The sequence below is a fragment of the Trichocoleus sp. ST-U2 genome (assembly GCF_039961875.1).
GTDB lineage: Bacteria > Cyanobacteriota > Cyanobacteriia > Cyanobacteriales > FACHB-T130 > FACHB-T130.
This window is the reverse complement of record NZ_JAMPJY010000038.1, coordinates 1-16408: the sequence shown is the minus strand read 5'-3', so window position 1 is coordinate 16408 and position 16408 is coordinate 1. Positions and strand designations below refer to the sequence as shown.

Here is a 16408-nt window from a genome sequence, read left to right as displayed (position 1 = left end):
GAGATCCCACTACGATTGAAAAGATTAGAGGATGTTTGAGAACCTAGTTTTCTAGGAAAAAGCTCTCAGCGATCGCACATCCATACAATCGTGCGAGATAAGTTTTGATGAGTTACGCTGATTTCAAGTCCCTCTAGATAGTATTTGGCTCAAGATAAATTCCGAGGGATAGAACGCATTCCAGGCTGACGGATGAGTGGCGCTGCATTCAAGAGGAAGCTGTATGGACGCAGAAATTAAACCAGAAGACGCAACCAAAGCAACCAGCAATGCTCCAGAAATGGGCGGCGGTTTGCCCGTCGTGCAATATTGGGCAGAGCATACCCTATCACCCGAAGGGCCAAAACTCTGGCAAACGTTGTTGCATAAAAGTGCTTGCTTGTCCTGTGCTTGGGGAACGGGGGGACAAAAAGGCGGCTTCGCGAACGAGTTGGGGGAAACGATGCAACGCTGCGCCAAAAGCGTAGAGGCAATTTCCGCCGAGTTGCAACCAGCCGTCTCAAATCATTTCTTCGACAGCCACAGTATCACCGAACTTCAAGAGTTAACTTCCTTAGAAGCGGATCGCCTCGGTCGTCTCAGCTTTCCCGTCATTCTGCGCGAGGGGAAATCTCATTACGAGCGGATTTCCTGGGATGAGATTTACGAGATTAGCGAAGCTGGTTTTCGCAAGTCGCCGGAACGAATCGCCTCTTATAGTTCTGGGAGATCGTCGAATGAAGCGGCTTATCTGTTGCAACTGATGATGCGATCGCTGGGGTCGAATCATTTGGCAGATTGCTCCGATTTGTGCCACGTCCCCTCGACGGTGGGACTGAAGCAGATGTTTGGTTCTGGCACCTCAATGGTGAGTCTGGATAGCCTGAAAAAGGCAGACTGCGTGGTGCTAATCGGGTCGAATGCGCCTGCTAACCATCCGCGCTTGATGAACGAACTGATCGAGTTGCGCGATCGCGGTGGCAAAGTTATTGTCGTTAATCCAGTAGTGGAAGTGGGGTTGGTTAAGTTCGCATCCCCAGCATTTCCCCTCAAGTCGCTATTTACCGGATCGGAGATTTCCTCACTTTATCTGCAACCGATTCCTGGTAGCGATGTGGCGCTATTTATCGGCATCCAAAAAGCGCTAATTGAACGCAACTTAATTCAAACAGATTATCTTTGCGCCCATGCTGAGGGTTGGGAAGCGGTTGTCGATTATGCTGGCTCTATTTCCTGGGATGCGATCGCGCAAACTTGCGGTGTTTCCCAACAGGAGATCGAAGTCGCCGCAGAAATAATCGCCTCTTCTAAGGGTGTGGTGTTTGCCTGGGCGATGGGTGCAACGCAGCAAGAAAACGGCGTGGATAACATCTATGCGATCGCTAACACCGCGCTGCTGACGGGGAATGCGGGCAAAGACGGCGGCGGTACGATGCCGATCCGGGGACACTCCAACGTCCAGGGTTTTGGCTCGATGGGAGTGACAGTCCAACTCAAAAAAGAGATTCAAGAAGCGTTAGAGAAATTGCTAGGGCGATCGCTCAACCGCAACCCTGGATATCGCGCCCGCGACTTAATTGATGCGGCTGATGCAGGCAAAGTAGACACGTTGATTTGCCTGGGTGGAAATCTGTATGCGGCGAACCCCGACTTAAATCAAGCAAAGCGTGCTTTAGGCAATATTGAAACCATCATTTACCTCGCCACTAAACCGAATCTAGGACACTTTCACGGTTTAGCGCAGAAAAATACCATCATCATTCCCGTATTTAACCGCTTTGAAAATCCGCACCAAACTACTACGGAATCCGGCAACAACTTTGTGCGGCTCAATGATGTTGGTAAAACCCATCTCAAGGATGCAGATTTGATTTCCGAGGTAGAATTTCTCACGCAATTAGCCCATCGCATTCTTGGCAGCGATCCTGTTGATTGGCGCAAACTGCAAGATACCAAATATGTCCGCCAACTGATTGCCAAAACGATTCCTGGCTTTGAGCAGATGGCGACAATTGATGAAACCAAGGAAGAATTCACCATCACCGGACGCATTTTCAAAGAGCCTAAATTTGCTACACCGTCCGGTAAAGCGAATATGTTTGTCACGCCATTACCAGAATTGCATTTACCGGAAGCAAAAGAGTTTGGAGTGCCAGAATCTACCCAGAGCATTGTATTAGCATTGATGACGGGACGCAGCTACTCGCAACATAACACGGTAGTTTATAAACAAGGCGACAAATATCGCGGAATGCCGCACCGAAATTGCATTTTAATGAACCCATCTGATGCAAAACAAGCAGGATGGCAAGAGCATCAACGAGTGACGGTGCAAGGCGATGCAGGCAAGTTAGAGAATGTTGAAATTATCTTTGGTGCTGTGCGTCAGGGAGCAGCAATGATGTTCTATCCCGAAGTCAACATCATCTTCAAAGCGCGTATAGATAAACAGTCTGGAATACCTGCGTTTAAGCGAGTTCCGGTTGTAGTTTACGCCTGATAGCAGGATAGCGATCGCTTGCAAATCAGCCTACCATCGAGGGCATTGACTAACAGGAAGATATAGGCAACAGCCAAGCGTTATCGCAAAGGGAGTTTCAAAGCTTCTGGGTCACTTTCACCCGCGAAACAAACGGAAGCGGAGAAAATTTATCAAATTACAAATTATGAATAAAGCTGTGCTTGAGTTGGTAGTTGTCTAACCACAGTAAAATCATCTAAAGATTAGGCTTAGTTAACTATGCGCGATGACTTTCCTGCGGCAACGAAAGAGCTACTGGCAAAGCGTGTAGGCTACCGTTGTTCCAATCCTTCCTGCCGACAGTCAACAAGTGGTCCTCATCAAGACTCAACGAAAACAGTAAACGTTGGTGTCGCTGCACACATCACAGCTGCCTCGCCTAGAGGACCACGCTACAATACATCTCTTTCCGCTGAACAGAGGAAGTCAACAGAAAACGGAATCTGGCTTTGTCAGAAATGCGCCAAGCTTGTAGATAATGATTCAGCACGGTATACCTTGGAGGTGCTGCACGAGTGGAAGCGGATAGCTGAAGAAACAGCAGTTCGTGAACTAGAGGGTGATGTGACTAGGAAGTGGGATTCCATAAAGTCTCCTACAGCTCATACTCCCATTCCTAACCTTTATGGACTCACCTATGACACCGCAAGAAAACGCTTAATAGAGGCTGGATGGCAGCCTTATATGAAACATTGGAGTTATGGCGAAAATCCTAATATTCAGGATGGAAACGGTTCTGTCTTTTGGGAGAGAGGCTATTGGGAGATTGATTCTTCATCAGGTACTGGTTACGGTTTCTGTAGCTTTGAGTTTGTAGACTTATATGACAATAAACTAAAAGTCATTACCACTGGTGAAGAACATCCTGATCTAGATATAAAAGCGTCTGTAGTAAAGTTTTTTCTTGAATTGTGAAAGTTAAGTGCTGGAAAGATATTCGCTAAGCCCAATATTATTGCCAAAGTGAAATTGCTATCTCCACATTAAGATAGCTAAAGGCACGAAACCGATTGCGATCGCATATTGAGAGTTTCTTAACTTGCAAGTTGAACAAACGCAATCCACACTGAAATTATGATTCATCTGGAAGTGAAATCGAATGCCAAATTTGCTTGACAGAATTACAGTTAATCCGAAACAGTGTGGTGGTCGTCCCTGCATTCGAGGCATGAGAATTCGGGTATCAGATGTGCTGGACTTGTTTGCGGCTGGTTTAAGTGCCAAAGAAATTTTGGAGGAAATGCCTGACCTTGAAATGGAGGATTTGAAGGCAGCACTCACCTACGCTGCGCGTAAACTCGATCATCCAGTTCTAGTGGCATGACAATCTGGGTAGATGCACAACTGTCGCCTGCGATCGCACCCTGGATTGCGAATACATTTGGGGTGACAGCAGTAGCCTTGCGCGATATTGGTCTGAGAGACGCTGAAGATTTTGAGATTTTCGAGGCAGCAAAAGCACAAGGAGCGATCGTTATGACTAAGGACAGAGATTTTGTTGATTTGGTCGATCGCTACGGGGTACCGCCACAAATTATCTGGTTGACGTGTGGCAATACATCCAATACGCGATTGCGAGAGATTTTGAGTGCAACATTGCCAGACGCTTTGGAGCTTTTGCGCTCAGGCGAGATGTTAGTGGAGATTAGCGGGGATTAGTCCATCAACGGAAGGACTAGCGATCGCTAGGTGATATTTTATTCGCACAAACCAGTTAGATGGCAGTTAGTCTAAAGCAGAAATAGGCGATCGCAACTTTGATCCTCTCGCGGCTTGAGCGCGATCGCCAATGTTTGCAGGATGATTATTCGGTCAATTCAAGCCAGTCAAATACATCTTTTACGGTATGGTGATACTCGGTATCATGTCAATAACAGCCTATGCCTACCGCCGAAAAGGCTCTTGCCTGCGTCGGAGTATGACAGAGGCTCTTCTTAAATGGATAATTATGGCTAAACTGGCTTGAGCCTGCCGTCCCTTGCTAACTCGTACTTGCTGCACCAAGGCTGGATTGAGAAAGCTCCCAGATGTCCAATTTTACATAAACGATAGTAGCCATAGGCTGTTTGGCACCCTGGAAAATCGCGGGGCAAATTGCGCCATTTAATTCCATTATCTGCTCGGTAGACAATAGCATTCAAAATCTCTCGTAACTTAACCTCTCAGTGTTTACAAATCAGTGTTTACAAAAAGGCTTGGCACGGAGTAACAAAGGTTCAATCTGTTGCGGTTCCTCATCGTTAAAGTCACTTTCGTAAAAGGGTTGACTCATTTGTTACATCTTGTATCGATTATTTGATCTCCTGCTATATACTCGCTTCATATCTATTTACCAACTGTCTCTTACATCTCAAGTTTTCAGCCCATCAATTAACTACAGAAATACTTTGCTGATTCGCGTGTTTGCTTACTAATTGTTAATTTTTTTACTAACTTTACTGTAAATCAAAAAAAAATGCTATGACTTGTTCTCTCAAATTTAAACAAACTAATCTCGACTCGCTCAAACCTGAATCTGTTTATAAAAAAATATTGCTCATTAAAAATTATTAAGGACTAATTTAGATTAACAAGGGAATACCGTAGTTTTGCGGTTGTTGTCAATAACTTGCTGATTGTTAATATATCAGTAAGCAATTAATTGAGATAGCTAGATATGGAAAATAAAATTAAGCTCGGTCAAGTTACCCAAGTCGGCTTTGGGACAATTATGGCACTGATGGTTGGTATAGGTATTACTTCTAAAATCAGTACAAATACTTTGGTAGAAGCAGTAGATTGGGTAACACACACTTATGAAGTTAAAGATAAACTGGGGGGATTGGAAAAAAATCTAGTTGATGCAGAAACAGGGCAAAGAGGTTTCATTATTACGGGGAAAGACACTTTTTTGGAACCTTATAATAAAGCTCTTGAAATAATAAATAAAGATTTCAAGGAAATACAAAAACTTATACAAGACAACCCCAAACAATTAGAAAATTTGGCTAATGTTGAAGATTTGTCTCAAGAAAAAATTTCAGAATTAGCGGAAACTATTTCTTTAAAAAAAGCAGGTAAAGAAACAGAATTAAGAGCTTTAGTGCTTTCTGGTAAAGGGAAGCAAGTTATGGATCATCTTCGCGAAGAGATTGGCGAAATGATTGCCATAGAAAATGAACTACTGGATAAAAGGAAAGAAGAAGCTAAACGAGCCGAAGAAATATCAAATTTTATTTCTTTAGGCGGCACTGCTGCTGCAATAGGTTTAGCTTGTTTTACTTTATGGTTTATTTCTAAAAAGGTTGTCCGACCGATTAATGACGTGACTAGTGCGCTGGCTAGTTCTTCTACAGAAATTTCTACTGCTGTAGAAGAACAAGAACGTATAGCAACCAACCAAGCTGTTGCCGTTAATCAAGCCTGTGCAACGATGAATGAATTAAATGCATCAGCTCGGCAAGCATCAGAACAAGCAGAGGCATCGCTAGAAAGTGCAAGACAACTATTAGTCTTAGCAGAATCATCAACCAAAGGTGCAAATCAAGTATTAGCTTTAGCAGAATCATCAACCAAAGGTGCAAATCAAGTATTAGCTTTAGCAGAATCATCAGCCACAGGTTCGCGGCAGGTACTATCCTTAGCTGCATCGGGCAATCAATCTGTCATAAAAACTGTAAATGGAATGTCAGAATTGAAAGAAAAAGTTGTCGCGATCGCAGACCATATTGTGAGTTTGAGCGAACAAGCTAATCAGATTGGCAATATTAGCGCCTTAGTTACAGGAATATCTAATCAGACAAATATGCTGGCATTAAATGCCGCAGTAGAAGCTGTACGTGCAGGGGAGAACAGTAAAGGTTTTACAGTCATTGCTAGCGAAATTCGCAAATTAGCCGACCAAAGCAAAAAATCAGCAGAAAAGATTAATACGCTGATTTCCGATATTCAAAAGGCAATAAATTTAACAGTGGTAGTGACGGAACGAGGGAAGAAGAATGCCGATGAAACTATTGAAATGTCTAGAGAAACAGCCGATGCTTTTGCTAAAGTGGCTCAAGCAATTAATGATGTTGTCTTAGAGTCTTCTACAAATGTTACCCAAGCAATTAATGATATTGTGTTGGAAGCGTATGGTAGCGTAATTCAAGCGATTGAGGAAGTTGTTTTAAACAATCAACAGGACTCAATAGCAGCAATTAATGATGTTGTGTTACGCAGTCAGCAAATTTCTCTCACTGCTAAGCAGCAAGCTCTGGCGATTGAGCAAGTGGTAGAAGTGATGAATAATTTGAAACAAGGATCGGTAGAAACAGCAAGTGGTTTAGAGCAAACTAAAATTGGGATGCAAATGGTGAATCAATCAGCGCTTAATCTCAATGCGGTGGTTTAGTTGGATAGATTATAAACTGCTATACGTTTAAGTCATCCTCAGTAAGAGGGTCGCGACTGCGATGACAAAATAAAGCCGAGAGAGTGCTGTGATGAGTAACAATATCGATATAGAACTGCTGCATCTGTTCTAGAAGCTGCACATCCTGCATCAACAGAAAACCACGCGGGTCAGCCGTTAGGGAATTCTAGTTATCAGCAATTGGGCAACCTGTGGCTGTGGTCAACTTTTCGCGATCGCTCATAGATATCCTTACTTAACCTTGTTTAAGTCAAACTCTTAATGACTTCGTTAAATTAACCACGCTCATAACGACTCCGAATTGACAAGAGCAAGTTTTGGCAATTTCGGAACCATTAGGGACTCGTCGGAACATCACTTGAAGGCGTTTGAGATTAACGACTGGGAGCCGCTCAAATTCCACAGGCTTTAACTCGTGCCATCCATTCCCCAAATCCCACACGGCGAAAGCGAGTAGGCTCGGTCTTAGTAGGTTCCAGAACTTGCCAAGAGTGCCAGGGAAAATGACCGATTGGGAGAACACTGCCATTGGAAGCGGACTCTTTAGCCTTTAAATCATTAAATTTGAGCCAAGTTCCGTTTTGCTTCCATCCCACAGCTTCTCCGAACTTGGTGTAATCTCGATTCACTGGAGAACTTTCCCAAATTCGCCGCTGAATGGCGAACCCAAAGCGATCGCCACTTGCTTGACGCCAAAGTTGATCTAGGGTTTTGAGATGTTTACAGGGCATTGCCCGGATTTGTTCGGGTGTAATCTCGTCTACAGTCTGCTCAAGTGCCTTGGCATCCCCAGGAATCACTGCCTCTTTAAATAGATAACTAGTTGCCGAATCCATCCAGCGCCAATCTTGAGCTTGCGCTGCTTTTTTCAAATCGTAGGAAGGCCAAAAGCAACCCTGTTTAGAAATTGCACCATTTGTCATAGTGGCGTTGCAAAGCCGTGTATCGCGAAATCCTGTAATACCCGTATCGGTCAAATCCGCTCGATCGAGATAAGCCGGATCGTGCTTCACTTCGCTGAAGTCAGCCCCTACCAGTTTTGCCCCAATCAAATTCGCTCCCTGCAAATCAGCATCTCTAAAACGGGCACCATTCAGGCTAGCGTTGCTTAAGTCTGCCTCACGCAAGATTGCCCCAGAGAAATTGGCTCTGGTAGCCTGAGTACCGGAGAGTAAAGCATTGGTTAAGTTGGCTTGGCGCAGGTCAGTGTCAATCAGGCGAGTAGCGGCACCAGAGAAGTCTGCCCCTTGGAGGTTTGCCCGTCGCAGATTTGCCTCCGATAAATCTGCCTCTCGGAAAACTTGGCGGGAGAAATCGGCACCGGCTAAGTTTTTACCATTCCATTGCACAGCCCTCAAGTCAGGAATCTTCTCATAGCTACGCAGACGATGCCAGTGGGAGAAATTGAGTAAGGCAAAGATAGCGATCGCACTTCCTCCCAATCCTCCCAAGATCCACCACAAACTTTTTTTGTGCCGCATCCTTAATTACCCGAAGTAGGAATTTTGCAAGCCTATCCTAAGCCACAAGTGAGAAAGTCGGCTTATTCAACCAACGTTTGGATTGAGGGGGCGTTTACAAACGTATTTTTATAGCTTCTGGGTCACTTTATACCCGCGAAACGAACCGCGATCGCTAAAGTAAGAATTACAGCTCTGGCTATCTCTGGCAAAATTCCGGATGATAGGGTGCTAGGCAAAATTGGCAGGAAGTCACGATGAAAACACGCGCGGCGATCGCTTGGGAAACTGGAAAGCCCTTAGAAATTGAAGAAATTGACCTAGAAGGGCCAAAAGCTGGAGAGGTTCTGGTTCGGATTGTTGCCACAGGCGTTTGCCACACGGATGCATTTACGCTGTCTGGTAAAGATCCAGAGGGCATTTTCCCAACGATTTTGGGGCATGAAGGCGGCGGGATTGTGGAGGAAGTGGGTGCTGGCGTCACCAGCGTGCAACCAGGCGACCATGTAATTCCGCTGTATACCCCAGAGTGTCAGGAATGCAAGTTTTGTCTGTCTGGAAAAACCAATCTGTGTCAGGCAATTCGCGCCACGCAAGGCAAAGGATTGATGCCCGATGGAACTAGCCGTTTCAGCAAGAACGGTGAAACTATCTATCACTATATGGGCACCAGTACGTTCAGCGAATACACCGTATTGCCCGAAATTGCGATCGCCAAGATTAACAAAGCCGCACCGTTAGAAAAAGTCTGTCTCTTAGGATGTGGCGTTACTACAGGCATTGGTGCTGTATTGAACACAGCGAAAGTAGAACCAGGCTCAACGGTTGCGGTGTTTGGTTTGGGGGGAATTGGGTTAAGCGTCGTTCAGGGAGCCGTAATGGCTCAAGCAGGGAGGATTATTGGCATAGATATCAACCCCAGTAAGTTTGAATTGGCAATGCAGTTAGGCGCGACAGAATGCATCAATCCCAAAGACTACGAGCAGCCAATTCAGCAAGTGATTGTCGAACTCACGGATGGCGGTGCTGACTATACCTTTGAGTGCATCGGCAATGTCAATTTGATGCGAGCTGCCCTGGAAGCTTGTCATAAAGGTTGGGGAGAATCCACGATTATTGGGGTCGCGGGTGCAGGAGAAGAAATTAGCACTCGTCCGTTCCAACTGGTTACGGGGCGCGTGTGGCGGGGTTCTGCCTTTGGCGGAGTCAAAGGGCGATCGCAACTTCCCGGTTATGTAGAACGATATCTTGCAGGCGAAATTAAACTTGATGAATTCATTACTCAGACGATGCCACTAGAGCAAATTAACACGGCATTCGATTTGATGCACGCGGGTAAGAGCATTCGTTCTGTGATTCTATATTCGTAATATCATGTCCGGCTTGCCCATAATTAAGAGAACCCCACCCCGCCATAGCCTGCGGCTATGTCTCCCCTCCCCGCAGGCGGGGAGGGGCTGGGGGTGGGGTTCTTCTCGATCGCGCAGAACTTAGTATGATTCAGCATTATCAGTTATGAACCAACCCGTCCCGAAAAACCTCACCTTAGTCAGCCGCAACCGGAGTTTTGGGGGTTGGCAATCTGTCTACCGCCATCACTCTGCGGTACTCGACTGCGAGATGAATTTTGGAGTTTATCTTCCACCCCAAGCTGAAAGCCAATCGTGTCCGGTACTCTATTGGCTGAGTGGACTAACTTGCACAGAACAAAATTTCATCAGTAAAGCAGGCGCACAGCAATTTGCAGCGCAATACGGTGTAATTGTGGTTGCTCCCGATACCAGTCCACGCGGCTGTAATGTCCCTGGAGAAGAAGATAGCTGGGACTTGGGAACAGGTGCGGGATTCTATGTCAATGCAACGCAAATGCCTTGGGCAAAGCATTATCGGATGTATGACTATGTAGTTTCAGAACTGCCGGAAGCGATCGCTGCAAATTTCCCCGTCATGGCAATTCGGGGCATTTTCGGACATTCAATGGGCGGATATGGTGCCTTAGCGATCGCCCTGAAAAATCCCGGAATGTTTAAAAGTGTCTCCGCCTTTTCTCCGATTGTTACCCCCAGCCTGGTTCCCTGGGGACAAAAAGCGTTTCAGAATTATTTGGGCGGCAATAAATCTGACTGGCTAGCTTACGATCCGATGCATTTAATTAAATCTGCTGCCGAAAGATTGCCCATTTTGATAGATCAGGGAGATGCCGATCAATTTCTAGGCGAACAATTGCAACCCGACGTTTTTGCACAAGCTTGTGCAGAGGTAAATCATCCCCTGACTCTCCGCAAACAACCTGGTTACGATCACAGTTACTATTTCATTGCCTCATTTATCGGCGATCATTTCGCTCACCACGCGGCTGCTTTGGCCCAACCGAGCTTTTGATTACTCCAACCTAATAAGAACCAATAAGATTTTATTTACATTTTCCTACGAAATAGATAGAAAGTATCTATGCAGGTAAATGCGAATTAGATTTTGCGAAAAGCTAATTGAGACATAAAATGAGAATACAAAGTGTTAAAATATCTGCCTTTGCTTTTCTTGTCGCTTTCACGCTAATTGGTTGTTCTAAATCTACACAAGACTTAAAAAACTCCTCCCCAGTTCCATCAAAAGCTCAACCCGATCGAGAAGCTAAAGTTGCTGCAAAAAAACTTAACTTTCCAGGGGTTAACGTTGCTGCGAACAAACAGGTGATTGCAAGAGCTGGAGGAATTACTTACCCAAGTTGGGCCAATGCCAATGATAGTGTGGATTACAAAACAACAACAAATTATCCACAGCTAGGTCGATGGGGAAATGAAACGAATAATGGTAAAGGCACCTTTCAAATCGTGGATTTAGGTTCCGTTTATCAACTTAATGGAGTCGGCTACAACATCGATTGGGATGGTGCGTTTAAGAATTCCTTGACATTTCGAGTCGAAGTATCAACAGATAACAAGTCTTGGCAGTTAGTTTCCAACCTTGTTCATCCTTACTCTCCAACAACTGTTTTCAATAAACTTGATATTGATGTTGCAATCAAACCGACTGCTGCGAGATATGTCAAATATTGGGAACCACCGGACGGACAATGGAATGGTTGGGGTACTTTTCATCAACTCAGGGCTTATTCTTCAAAGTCTGTTAAACGGTAATCGCTACGCTGAACGCTCTAAGTAAAACAGAGCTATTAGATAAAGCTAAATTTGGCGAAGTTCGCGTCGCTTGACTTGCTAAATGGTATTAGCAAGTTAAGTACGCGATCGCCAGGTAGTTACAAAATTGTTGGTACGATCGCTACTGAATTGGTGTTGTTGATGAACGATTGCAAAACCAGTATGGATAGAAAACTTTCCCCAAGATACTCATAACAGCACACCTCGAAAAATAAGAGCTGATGACCCAGTGGTGTAAAATCCTAGATCCTAGAGACAGTTAACGGCGGTCAACGGAGTCTAAACACAATGGAATCACATCGGAAGCCAACAGTTGTAATCACGGGTGCCTCGTCAGGGGTTGGTTTGTACGGTGCAAAAGCGCTTGCCAAAAAGGGATGGCACGTAGTGATGGCTTGTCGGGATTTGGAGAAGGGGAAAAAAGCTGCCGAAACGGTGGAAATTCCCCAAGACAGCTACACCCTCATGCAAATTGACCTAGCTTCTTTGGAGAGCGTTCGCCAGTTCGTGAATAACTTCAGAGCCAGCGGCAAGTCCTTGGACGCTTTGGTGTGCAATGCCGCAGTTTATCTACCTTTATTAAAAGAACCTATGCGGAGCGCAGAAGGTTATGAACTGAGTGTGGCGACGAATCACCTCGGTCATTTCCTGCTGTGCAACTTGATGCTGGAGGATCTGAAAAAGTCCTCTTATCCAGATCGCAGACTTGTGATTTTGGGAACTGTGACGGCGAATCCGAAGGAGTTGGGAGGTAAGATTCCGATTCCAGCACCTCCAGATTTAGGCAATCTCCAAGGCTTTGAAGCTGGTTTCAAAGAACCGATTGCGATGATTAACGGCAAGAAGTTTAAACCAGGCAAAGCGTACAAAGATAGCAAGCTTTGCAATGTTTTGACTATGCGGGAACTGCATCGGCGCTATCACTCTTCAACAGGCATCACCTTTAACTCCTTCTATCCGGGATGCGTTGCAGATACACCTCTGTTCCGCAACCACTATCCTCTGTTTCGGAAAATCTTCCCGCTGTTTCAAAAGAACATCACTGGGGGATACGTGTCTCAGGAGTTGGCAGGGGAAAGGGTTGCAGCGATTGTTGCCGATCCTGAATACAAGGAATCCGGGATGTATTGGAGTTGGGGAAATCGCCAGAAACCCGGTCGTCAGTCTTTTGTGCAAGAGGTTTCTGACGAAGCCAGCGATGATAACAAAGCTCAAAAGCTGTGGGATCTCAGTGCTAAGTTAGTTGGAGTAGCGTAACGAAGACTGTGCGTTAGCGAATTATTGGTCATTCTTGAATATAGCTATCTGGTTTTGATGTTGTCTGCCGAAACATCAAAACCAAAGCTAAACCTTTAATCGCAGCACTAATCGGAGGTAGAATCATTGCCCCGCCTAAAGCAGAAACTGGAATCCACCAACCCGCTCTCGAAATCTGCCGCTTCAGCAACAACCATTGTGCAGTTCCAACAATTGCTTCATTTATTGCACCTATCTTAGATAGGCTAAAAAGCTCATACGAATTACTTAGATCCAATGATATAAAGTCACTAAAAAAATCAGATAGTGCGTTTGTAGATATAGAGTAACTCGCTAGCACACATACTGGTAAAGCTACCGCCCCGCCTATAGCAGACGCTGCAATCCACAAACTCGATCTCTTAATTCGCCGCTTCAGCAACAACCATTGGAAGCAACCCAAAATAGCCCATACAACAGTCCAGCCAAAGGGAAATCCGTTGCTGCCAAAACCTCCAGTCAAAAGTGTTACAAAAAAGCCAGCAACAATCCCAAGCAAACTACCTATAGTAGATAAAGCAATCCAGCCTAACCAAAACTTCCATTCCGCACTCTTTAGCATTACGAAGTTAGAGGAGTTATTCATAGACATCTGTTAAAAAAATTAGATTAAAATTTTAGCTGTTTTTCCCGGCTTGGGTGTGTTAAATACATATTTATTTGCCCAATTGTCAAATTGTTGATGGTCGCAATGAATTGTCACGCAATCAGGTAGAAGTCTTGGTTTCAAGCTTTCTATAAAAGTGCTTGTACTCAACAGCAGCTTACTTCACGTCGCAACTAGACCAGCTCGGCAGAAATAACCCACCATGAAAACTCTCCCCCTGCTTCATCAACTATGTGAGGGGTGGGTAGTAAAGCTGATTGTCATTCTTTAGGTGGGTATTTTACCAAACATAAAATATAGCCTCAAAGTGAATGGCTTTGAGGCTATTCTTCTTCAAAATATTAACGCTTGAAGTGGGACGATCGCGGCTTTTTTATGGCTGTTACTGAGCCGAACCATCCGGACTATCGGCAGCAGGGTTTTGTTGACTGCTGGATGTTGAATCTGTTGCACTCGATTCGTCTTGAGCTGGAGTGCGATCGCTCTCACTTTCGGACTGTGTGGGAGCAGTTTGTGTCGAAGGTGCTTGTTGAGCCTCAGGCTGCTTTGGCTCAGCATTGGGCACAGTAATGTTGATGTTAGGTGCCGGAGCTTGCTGTTGAGGTGCCGGAGCCTGCTGTTGAGGTGCCGGAGCTTGCTGTTGAGGAACTGGAACCAAAACATCCCTAGTTCTTTCAATGATCGTGGTTTCTTTTCTAGGAGCTTGCTTTGCTTCAGGAGCTGGCTTCGCTTCAGGAGCTGGCTTGGCATCTGGTTGTCTAGGAACCACAATATTTGGGATAACCGGAGCGGGTGCCTCATTCCGTTGGTTTAAAAAGAACCAAGTACCAGCGGCCAAGCCTACCAGCGAAGTCAGGAGCAAGCCAATTACTAAGCCACTCGCCGCATTGTTATTATCCCGAACAGCTAAATTCTCTTCTTGGTAGCTGCGCTCAGAGACTCGACCGCTAACGTAACCATCCCGGTAGGAGTCAGCGTTAGGCTTAACAACGCCATTATTAACTGTTTCTTCTGTTCGCGTTACGTTGGTGTGAGTATGACCGTTAGCGTCATTGTAAGAATCCTGACGAACTTCACGGTTATAAGTTTGGTAATCCTTTGGATTAGTCATAGCTGTTGATAAACTCCAAAAAAATGTAGATAAAATAGAACCTTGAAAGTCTGTCGGCGTGACGCACTTTCTTTCAAAAAAGAATTCTTAGCTTTGTTGTAGTTTGATTCGCTACTTCTGCTTGAATTGTTTTCAGAATAACTTTTGCAAACGCACGAATGGCTCTATCTCAAGAGCGTATTCTTACTTCTATCAAAGGACTGACTGTTTCAATAACTGCTATAAGCTATTAGCGAAAGCTGATAGATATAGAGCAAGCTTAGTAAAGGGAAACAACTTTCAATTAGAGGCGTACCTTTACTAAATCTTTATTTTTTTATAGACAATCTTTACTAAATATTTATAGATAAAAACAACCAGTTATGCTGAGTATTAAGCTATTTGTAGCGGTGAGCGTTTATAGAGAAATGGCACTGACATAAGGAGAAATGCGAGAATTCGTAAGTTTGTTCCGTGCGACTAAGCGTTACCCAACATTTCAAAGGGTTTGGCTGGGTTCGTCGAAGGAAATCCAGCCTACGAGCTTCAGGCTTAAGTCAGTGACTCATACTAAAGGTAAAAATCAAGCCGTAACCAGCAACGGTAGCGATCGCGTCTGGAAATCCACTATCGTCAACGAGAATCTAGATGAAGTATTCCCCAAATCGCTATTGATGCCAAGTAATCCGGGAGAGCGATCGCACTCCTCTTCTTTTCAAGATACCAACACACCGAGGACAATATTGTGCCAATAGTATGAAAATAAATTGGCATATGAAAATAAATTGGCATTGGACACAAGCAAACCCGCTCAGCTTTTGTAGACTTTAAAGCGGACTAATTCATTCTTCTTCTTGACTTTCCTGGCTAGCAATTCGTCCTGCGTACTTAATTTGTTCTAGACCTTCTTTGAACTTCTCATAGTTGTCAACCGGTTTGACCATATCAGCCTCAAGTTTATAATCGCGGCGAAGATTTTGAATTTTTAACTTAATGGCATCACACTCAAAACTGTCATCTAACATCGATTCTATGTCTTCAAGAAGAACTATTGCATCTTCACGGTTTGCACATACTGGGTGATCCTTAAGAAAGTTCTCTTTAAGACGATCAATCTTCTGGGAAACACGTTCGTCTGTACGCTCCCGCTCGGCATCCCGCTTCATTCTGTCGATACGGCGGAATATAATTTTGAAGTTCTCCTCAAATTTATTAAGACCGTTAGTAAAATTTGTTTTACGAGAAGTTTCCTCTTTAGACAGTTTAGTAATTGTCCCGATTACGCTTCTGGCAAATCCAACTTTTTCAATATGAAGTCCATCCTTAGAAAGCTCTTCAAAGCAAGCTTCTATCGCTTCAAAAACAGTCTTACCATCTGTCAATTTTTTTAATATGGCATCCTCTGTAATTGCAGCAACGTCGCTATCAGTGGCTCCGCACACTTCTCGTGCATAGATGCCAGCCGCCCTCACACAAATTGGTAATGGGATAAGGTCTTCTATTTCTATCGGTTCAATGCCTTTAGGAAGAGTCAGCTCAGCTTCACCAGCCAAATCACCAATCTGAAGGATAAAATTTTCCTTTAGTAACTGCTTCCTCTTTGGACCACCTCTATTCAAATTTTTCTTCGCGTCATTGCCACCTTGATCGCTGTCCAGCAGAACAATTACCGCTGGCTGGACAACATCCCGTCCACGAGCCAGATACACCAAATAAGGTATGTGAGGTGCTCCCCCCGCAGGAACAATGGTGATATTAGACTTAATCGGAAATAGAGTAGTTTAGAAGTGAAGGGTTGTTGCTCGAAGACCGAGGTGTTTACGATGTTGAGCTACGGCGCTATCCACAATAAACCTCATGTGTTTCAAAGCTTGACTGGACTCAAAGTAGAAGAATTTGAG

The 16408-nt window shown here is 44.6% G+C and carries 14 protein-coding genes; 10 read left to right on the top strand and 4 right to left on the bottom strand.

Translation table 11 applies throughout. The features are described from left to right. Positions 1–223: 223 nt before the first annotated feature. From NC996_RS21110 to NC996_RS21090, 5 genes are all read left to right on the top strand, one after another. The gene (locus tag NC996_RS21110) at positions 224–2479 is read left to right on the top strand and encodes an FdhF/YdeP family oxidoreductase (protein ID WP_190684209.1); all 2256 of its coding nucleotides are present in this window, start codon (positions 224–226) and stop codon (positions 2477–2479) included. 240 nt (positions 2480–2719) lie between these two features. Further along, positions 2720–3415: a PASTA domain-containing protein gene (locus NC996_RS21105; protein ID WP_190684206.1), complete on the top strand. Its 696-nt coding sequence runs from the start codon at positions 2720–2722 to the stop codon at positions 3413–3415. Positions 3416–3599: 184 nt separating this feature from the next. Further along, positions 3600–3824: a DUF433 domain-containing protein gene (locus tag NC996_RS21100; protein ID WP_190684203.1), complete on the top strand. Its 225-nt coding sequence runs from the start codon at positions 3600–3602 to the stop codon at positions 3822–3824. After that, entirely contained in the window at positions 3821–4159 is a 339-nt protein-coding gene (locus tag NC996_RS21095; RefSeq protein WP_190684201.1) for a DUF5615 family PIN-like protein, read from the top strand. Before NC996_RS21100 ends, NC996_RS21095 begins: the two co-directional genes overlap by 4 nt. A 997-nt stretch (positions 4160–5156) precedes the next feature. Beyond that, the gene (locus NC996_RS21090) at positions 5157–6872 is read left to right on the top strand and encodes a CHASE3 domain-containing protein (RefSeq protein WP_190536678.1); all 1716 of its coding nucleotides are present in this window, start codon (positions 5157–5159) and stop codon (positions 6870–6872) included. Between the two features lie 413 nt (positions 6873–7285). Here the strand turns inward: NC996_RS21090 and NC996_RS21085 are convergent, their stop codons facing one another. Next, entirely contained in the window at positions 7286–8374 is a 1089-nt protein-coding gene (locus NC996_RS21085) for a pentapeptide repeat-containing protein (protein ID WP_190684198.1), read from the bottom strand. A 236-nt stretch (positions 8375–8610) separates the two neighbouring features. Between NC996_RS21085 and NC996_RS21080 the strand changes: the two genes are divergently transcribed. The 4 genes from NC996_RS21080 to NC996_RS21065 all read left to right on the top strand — a co-directional run bounded on the left by NC996_RS21080 (position 8611) and on the right by NC996_RS21065 (position 12771). After that, positions 8611–9723: an S-(hydroxymethyl)glutathione dehydrogenase/class III alcohol dehydrogenase gene (locus tag NC996_RS21080; protein ID WP_190525457.1), complete on the top strand. Its 1113-nt coding sequence runs from the start codon at positions 8611–8613 to the stop codon at positions 9721–9723. Between the two features lie 145 nt (positions 9724–9868). Continuing rightward, positions 9869–10735 carry an S-formylglutathione hydrolase gene (gene fghA, locus NC996_RS21075; RefSeq protein ID WP_190684195.1) on the top strand — a complete coding sequence of 289 codons (867 nt, stop codon included), beginning with the start codon at positions 9869–9871 and terminating at the stop codon, positions 10733–10735. Positions 10736–10854: 119 nt separating this feature from the next. Further along, a complete protein-coding gene (locus tag NC996_RS21070; protein ID WP_190684192.1) occupies positions 10855–11493 on the top strand; it encodes a discoidin domain-containing protein in 639 nt (212 codons plus the stop codon). Between the two features lie 309 nt (positions 11494–11802). Continuing rightward, positions 11803–12771 (top strand): protochlorophyllide reductase, encoded by a 969-nt coding sequence (locus NC996_RS21065; RefSeq protein ID WP_190536673.1) that lies wholly within the window; start codon positions 11803–11805, stop codon positions 12769–12771. A gap of 28 nt (positions 12772–12799) precedes the next feature. Here the strand turns inward: NC996_RS21065 and NC996_RS21060 are convergent, their stop codons facing one another. Together NC996_RS21060 and NC996_RS21055 are read right to left on the bottom strand one after the other, a co-directional pair. Then, the gene (locus NC996_RS21060) at positions 12800–13396 is read right to left on the bottom strand and encodes a hypothetical protein (protein ID WP_190684189.1); all 597 of its coding nucleotides are present in this window, start codon (positions 13394–13396) and stop codon (positions 12800–12802) included. 403 nt (positions 13397–13799) lie between these two features. Further along, positions 13800–14528: a hypothetical protein gene (locus NC996_RS21055; RefSeq protein ID WP_190684186.1), complete on the bottom strand. Its 729-nt coding sequence runs from the start codon at positions 14526–14528 to the stop codon at positions 13800–13802. Positions 14529–14956: 428 nt separating this feature from the next. Between NC996_RS21055 and NC996_RS21050 the strand changes: the two genes are divergently transcribed. Beyond that, positions 14957–15262, top strand: a complete 306-nt coding sequence (locus NC996_RS21050; protein WP_348260017.1) for a hypothetical protein — start codon at positions 14957–14959, stop codon at positions 15260–15262. An 87-nt stretch (positions 15263–15349) separates the two neighbouring features. On the opposite strand, the gene NC996_RS21045 is transcribed toward NC996_RS21050, so the two are convergent. Further along, positions 15350–16216, bottom strand: a complete 867-nt coding sequence (locus NC996_RS21045) for a hypothetical protein (protein ID WP_190684180.1) — start codon at positions 16214–16216, stop codon at positions 15350–15352. Between the last annotated feature and the right edge of the window lie 192 nt (positions 16217–16408).

Coding starts and splice junctions, on each gene's coding strand:
- NC996_RS21110 (WP_190684209.1), top strand. CDS start 224: ATGGACGCAGAAATTAAACCAGAAGACGCAACCAAAGCAACCAGCAAT.
- NC996_RS21105 (WP_190684206.1), top strand. CDS start 2,720: ATGCGCGATGACTTTCCTGCGGCAACGAAAGAGCTACTGGCAAAGCGT.
- NC996_RS21100 (WP_190684203.1), top strand. CDS start 3,600: ATGCCAAATTTGCTTGACAGAATTACAGTTAATCCGAAACAGTGTGGT.
- NC996_RS21095 (WP_190684201.1), top strand. CDS start 3,821: ATGACAATCTGGGTAGATGCACAACTGTCGCCTGCGATCGCACCCTGG.
- NC996_RS21090 (WP_190536678.1), top strand. CDS start 5,157: ATGGAAAATAAAATTAAGCTCGGTCAAGTTACCCAAGTCGGCTTTGGG.
- NC996_RS21085 (WP_190684198.1), bottom strand. CDS start 8,374: ATGCGGCACAAAAAAAGTTTGTGGTGGATCTTGGGAGGATTGGGAGGA.
- NC996_RS21080 (WP_190525457.1), top strand. CDS start 8,611: ATGAAAACACGCGCGGCGATCGCTTGGGAAACTGGAAAGCCCTTAGAA.
- fghA (WP_190684195.1), top strand. CDS start 9,869: ATGAACCAACCCGTCCCGAAAAACCTCACCTTAGTCAGCCGCAACCGG.
- NC996_RS21070 (WP_190684192.1), top strand. CDS start 10,855: ATGAGAATACAAAGTGTTAAAATATCTGCCTTTGCTTTTCTTGTCGCT.
- NC996_RS21065 (WP_190536673.1), top strand. CDS start 11,803: ATGGAATCACATCGGAAGCCAACAGTTGTAATCACGGGTGCCTCGTCA.
- NC996_RS21060 (WP_190684189.1), bottom strand. CDS start 13,396: ATGAATAACTCCTCTAACTTCGTAATGCTAAAGAGTGCGGAATGGAAG.
- NC996_RS21055 (WP_190684186.1), bottom strand. CDS start 14,528: ATGACTAATCCAAAGGATTACCAAACTTATAACCGTGAAGTTCGTCAG.
- NC996_RS21050 (WP_348260017.1), top strand. CDS start 14,957: ATGCGAGAATTCGTAAGTTTGTTCCGTGCGACTAAGCGTTACCCAACA.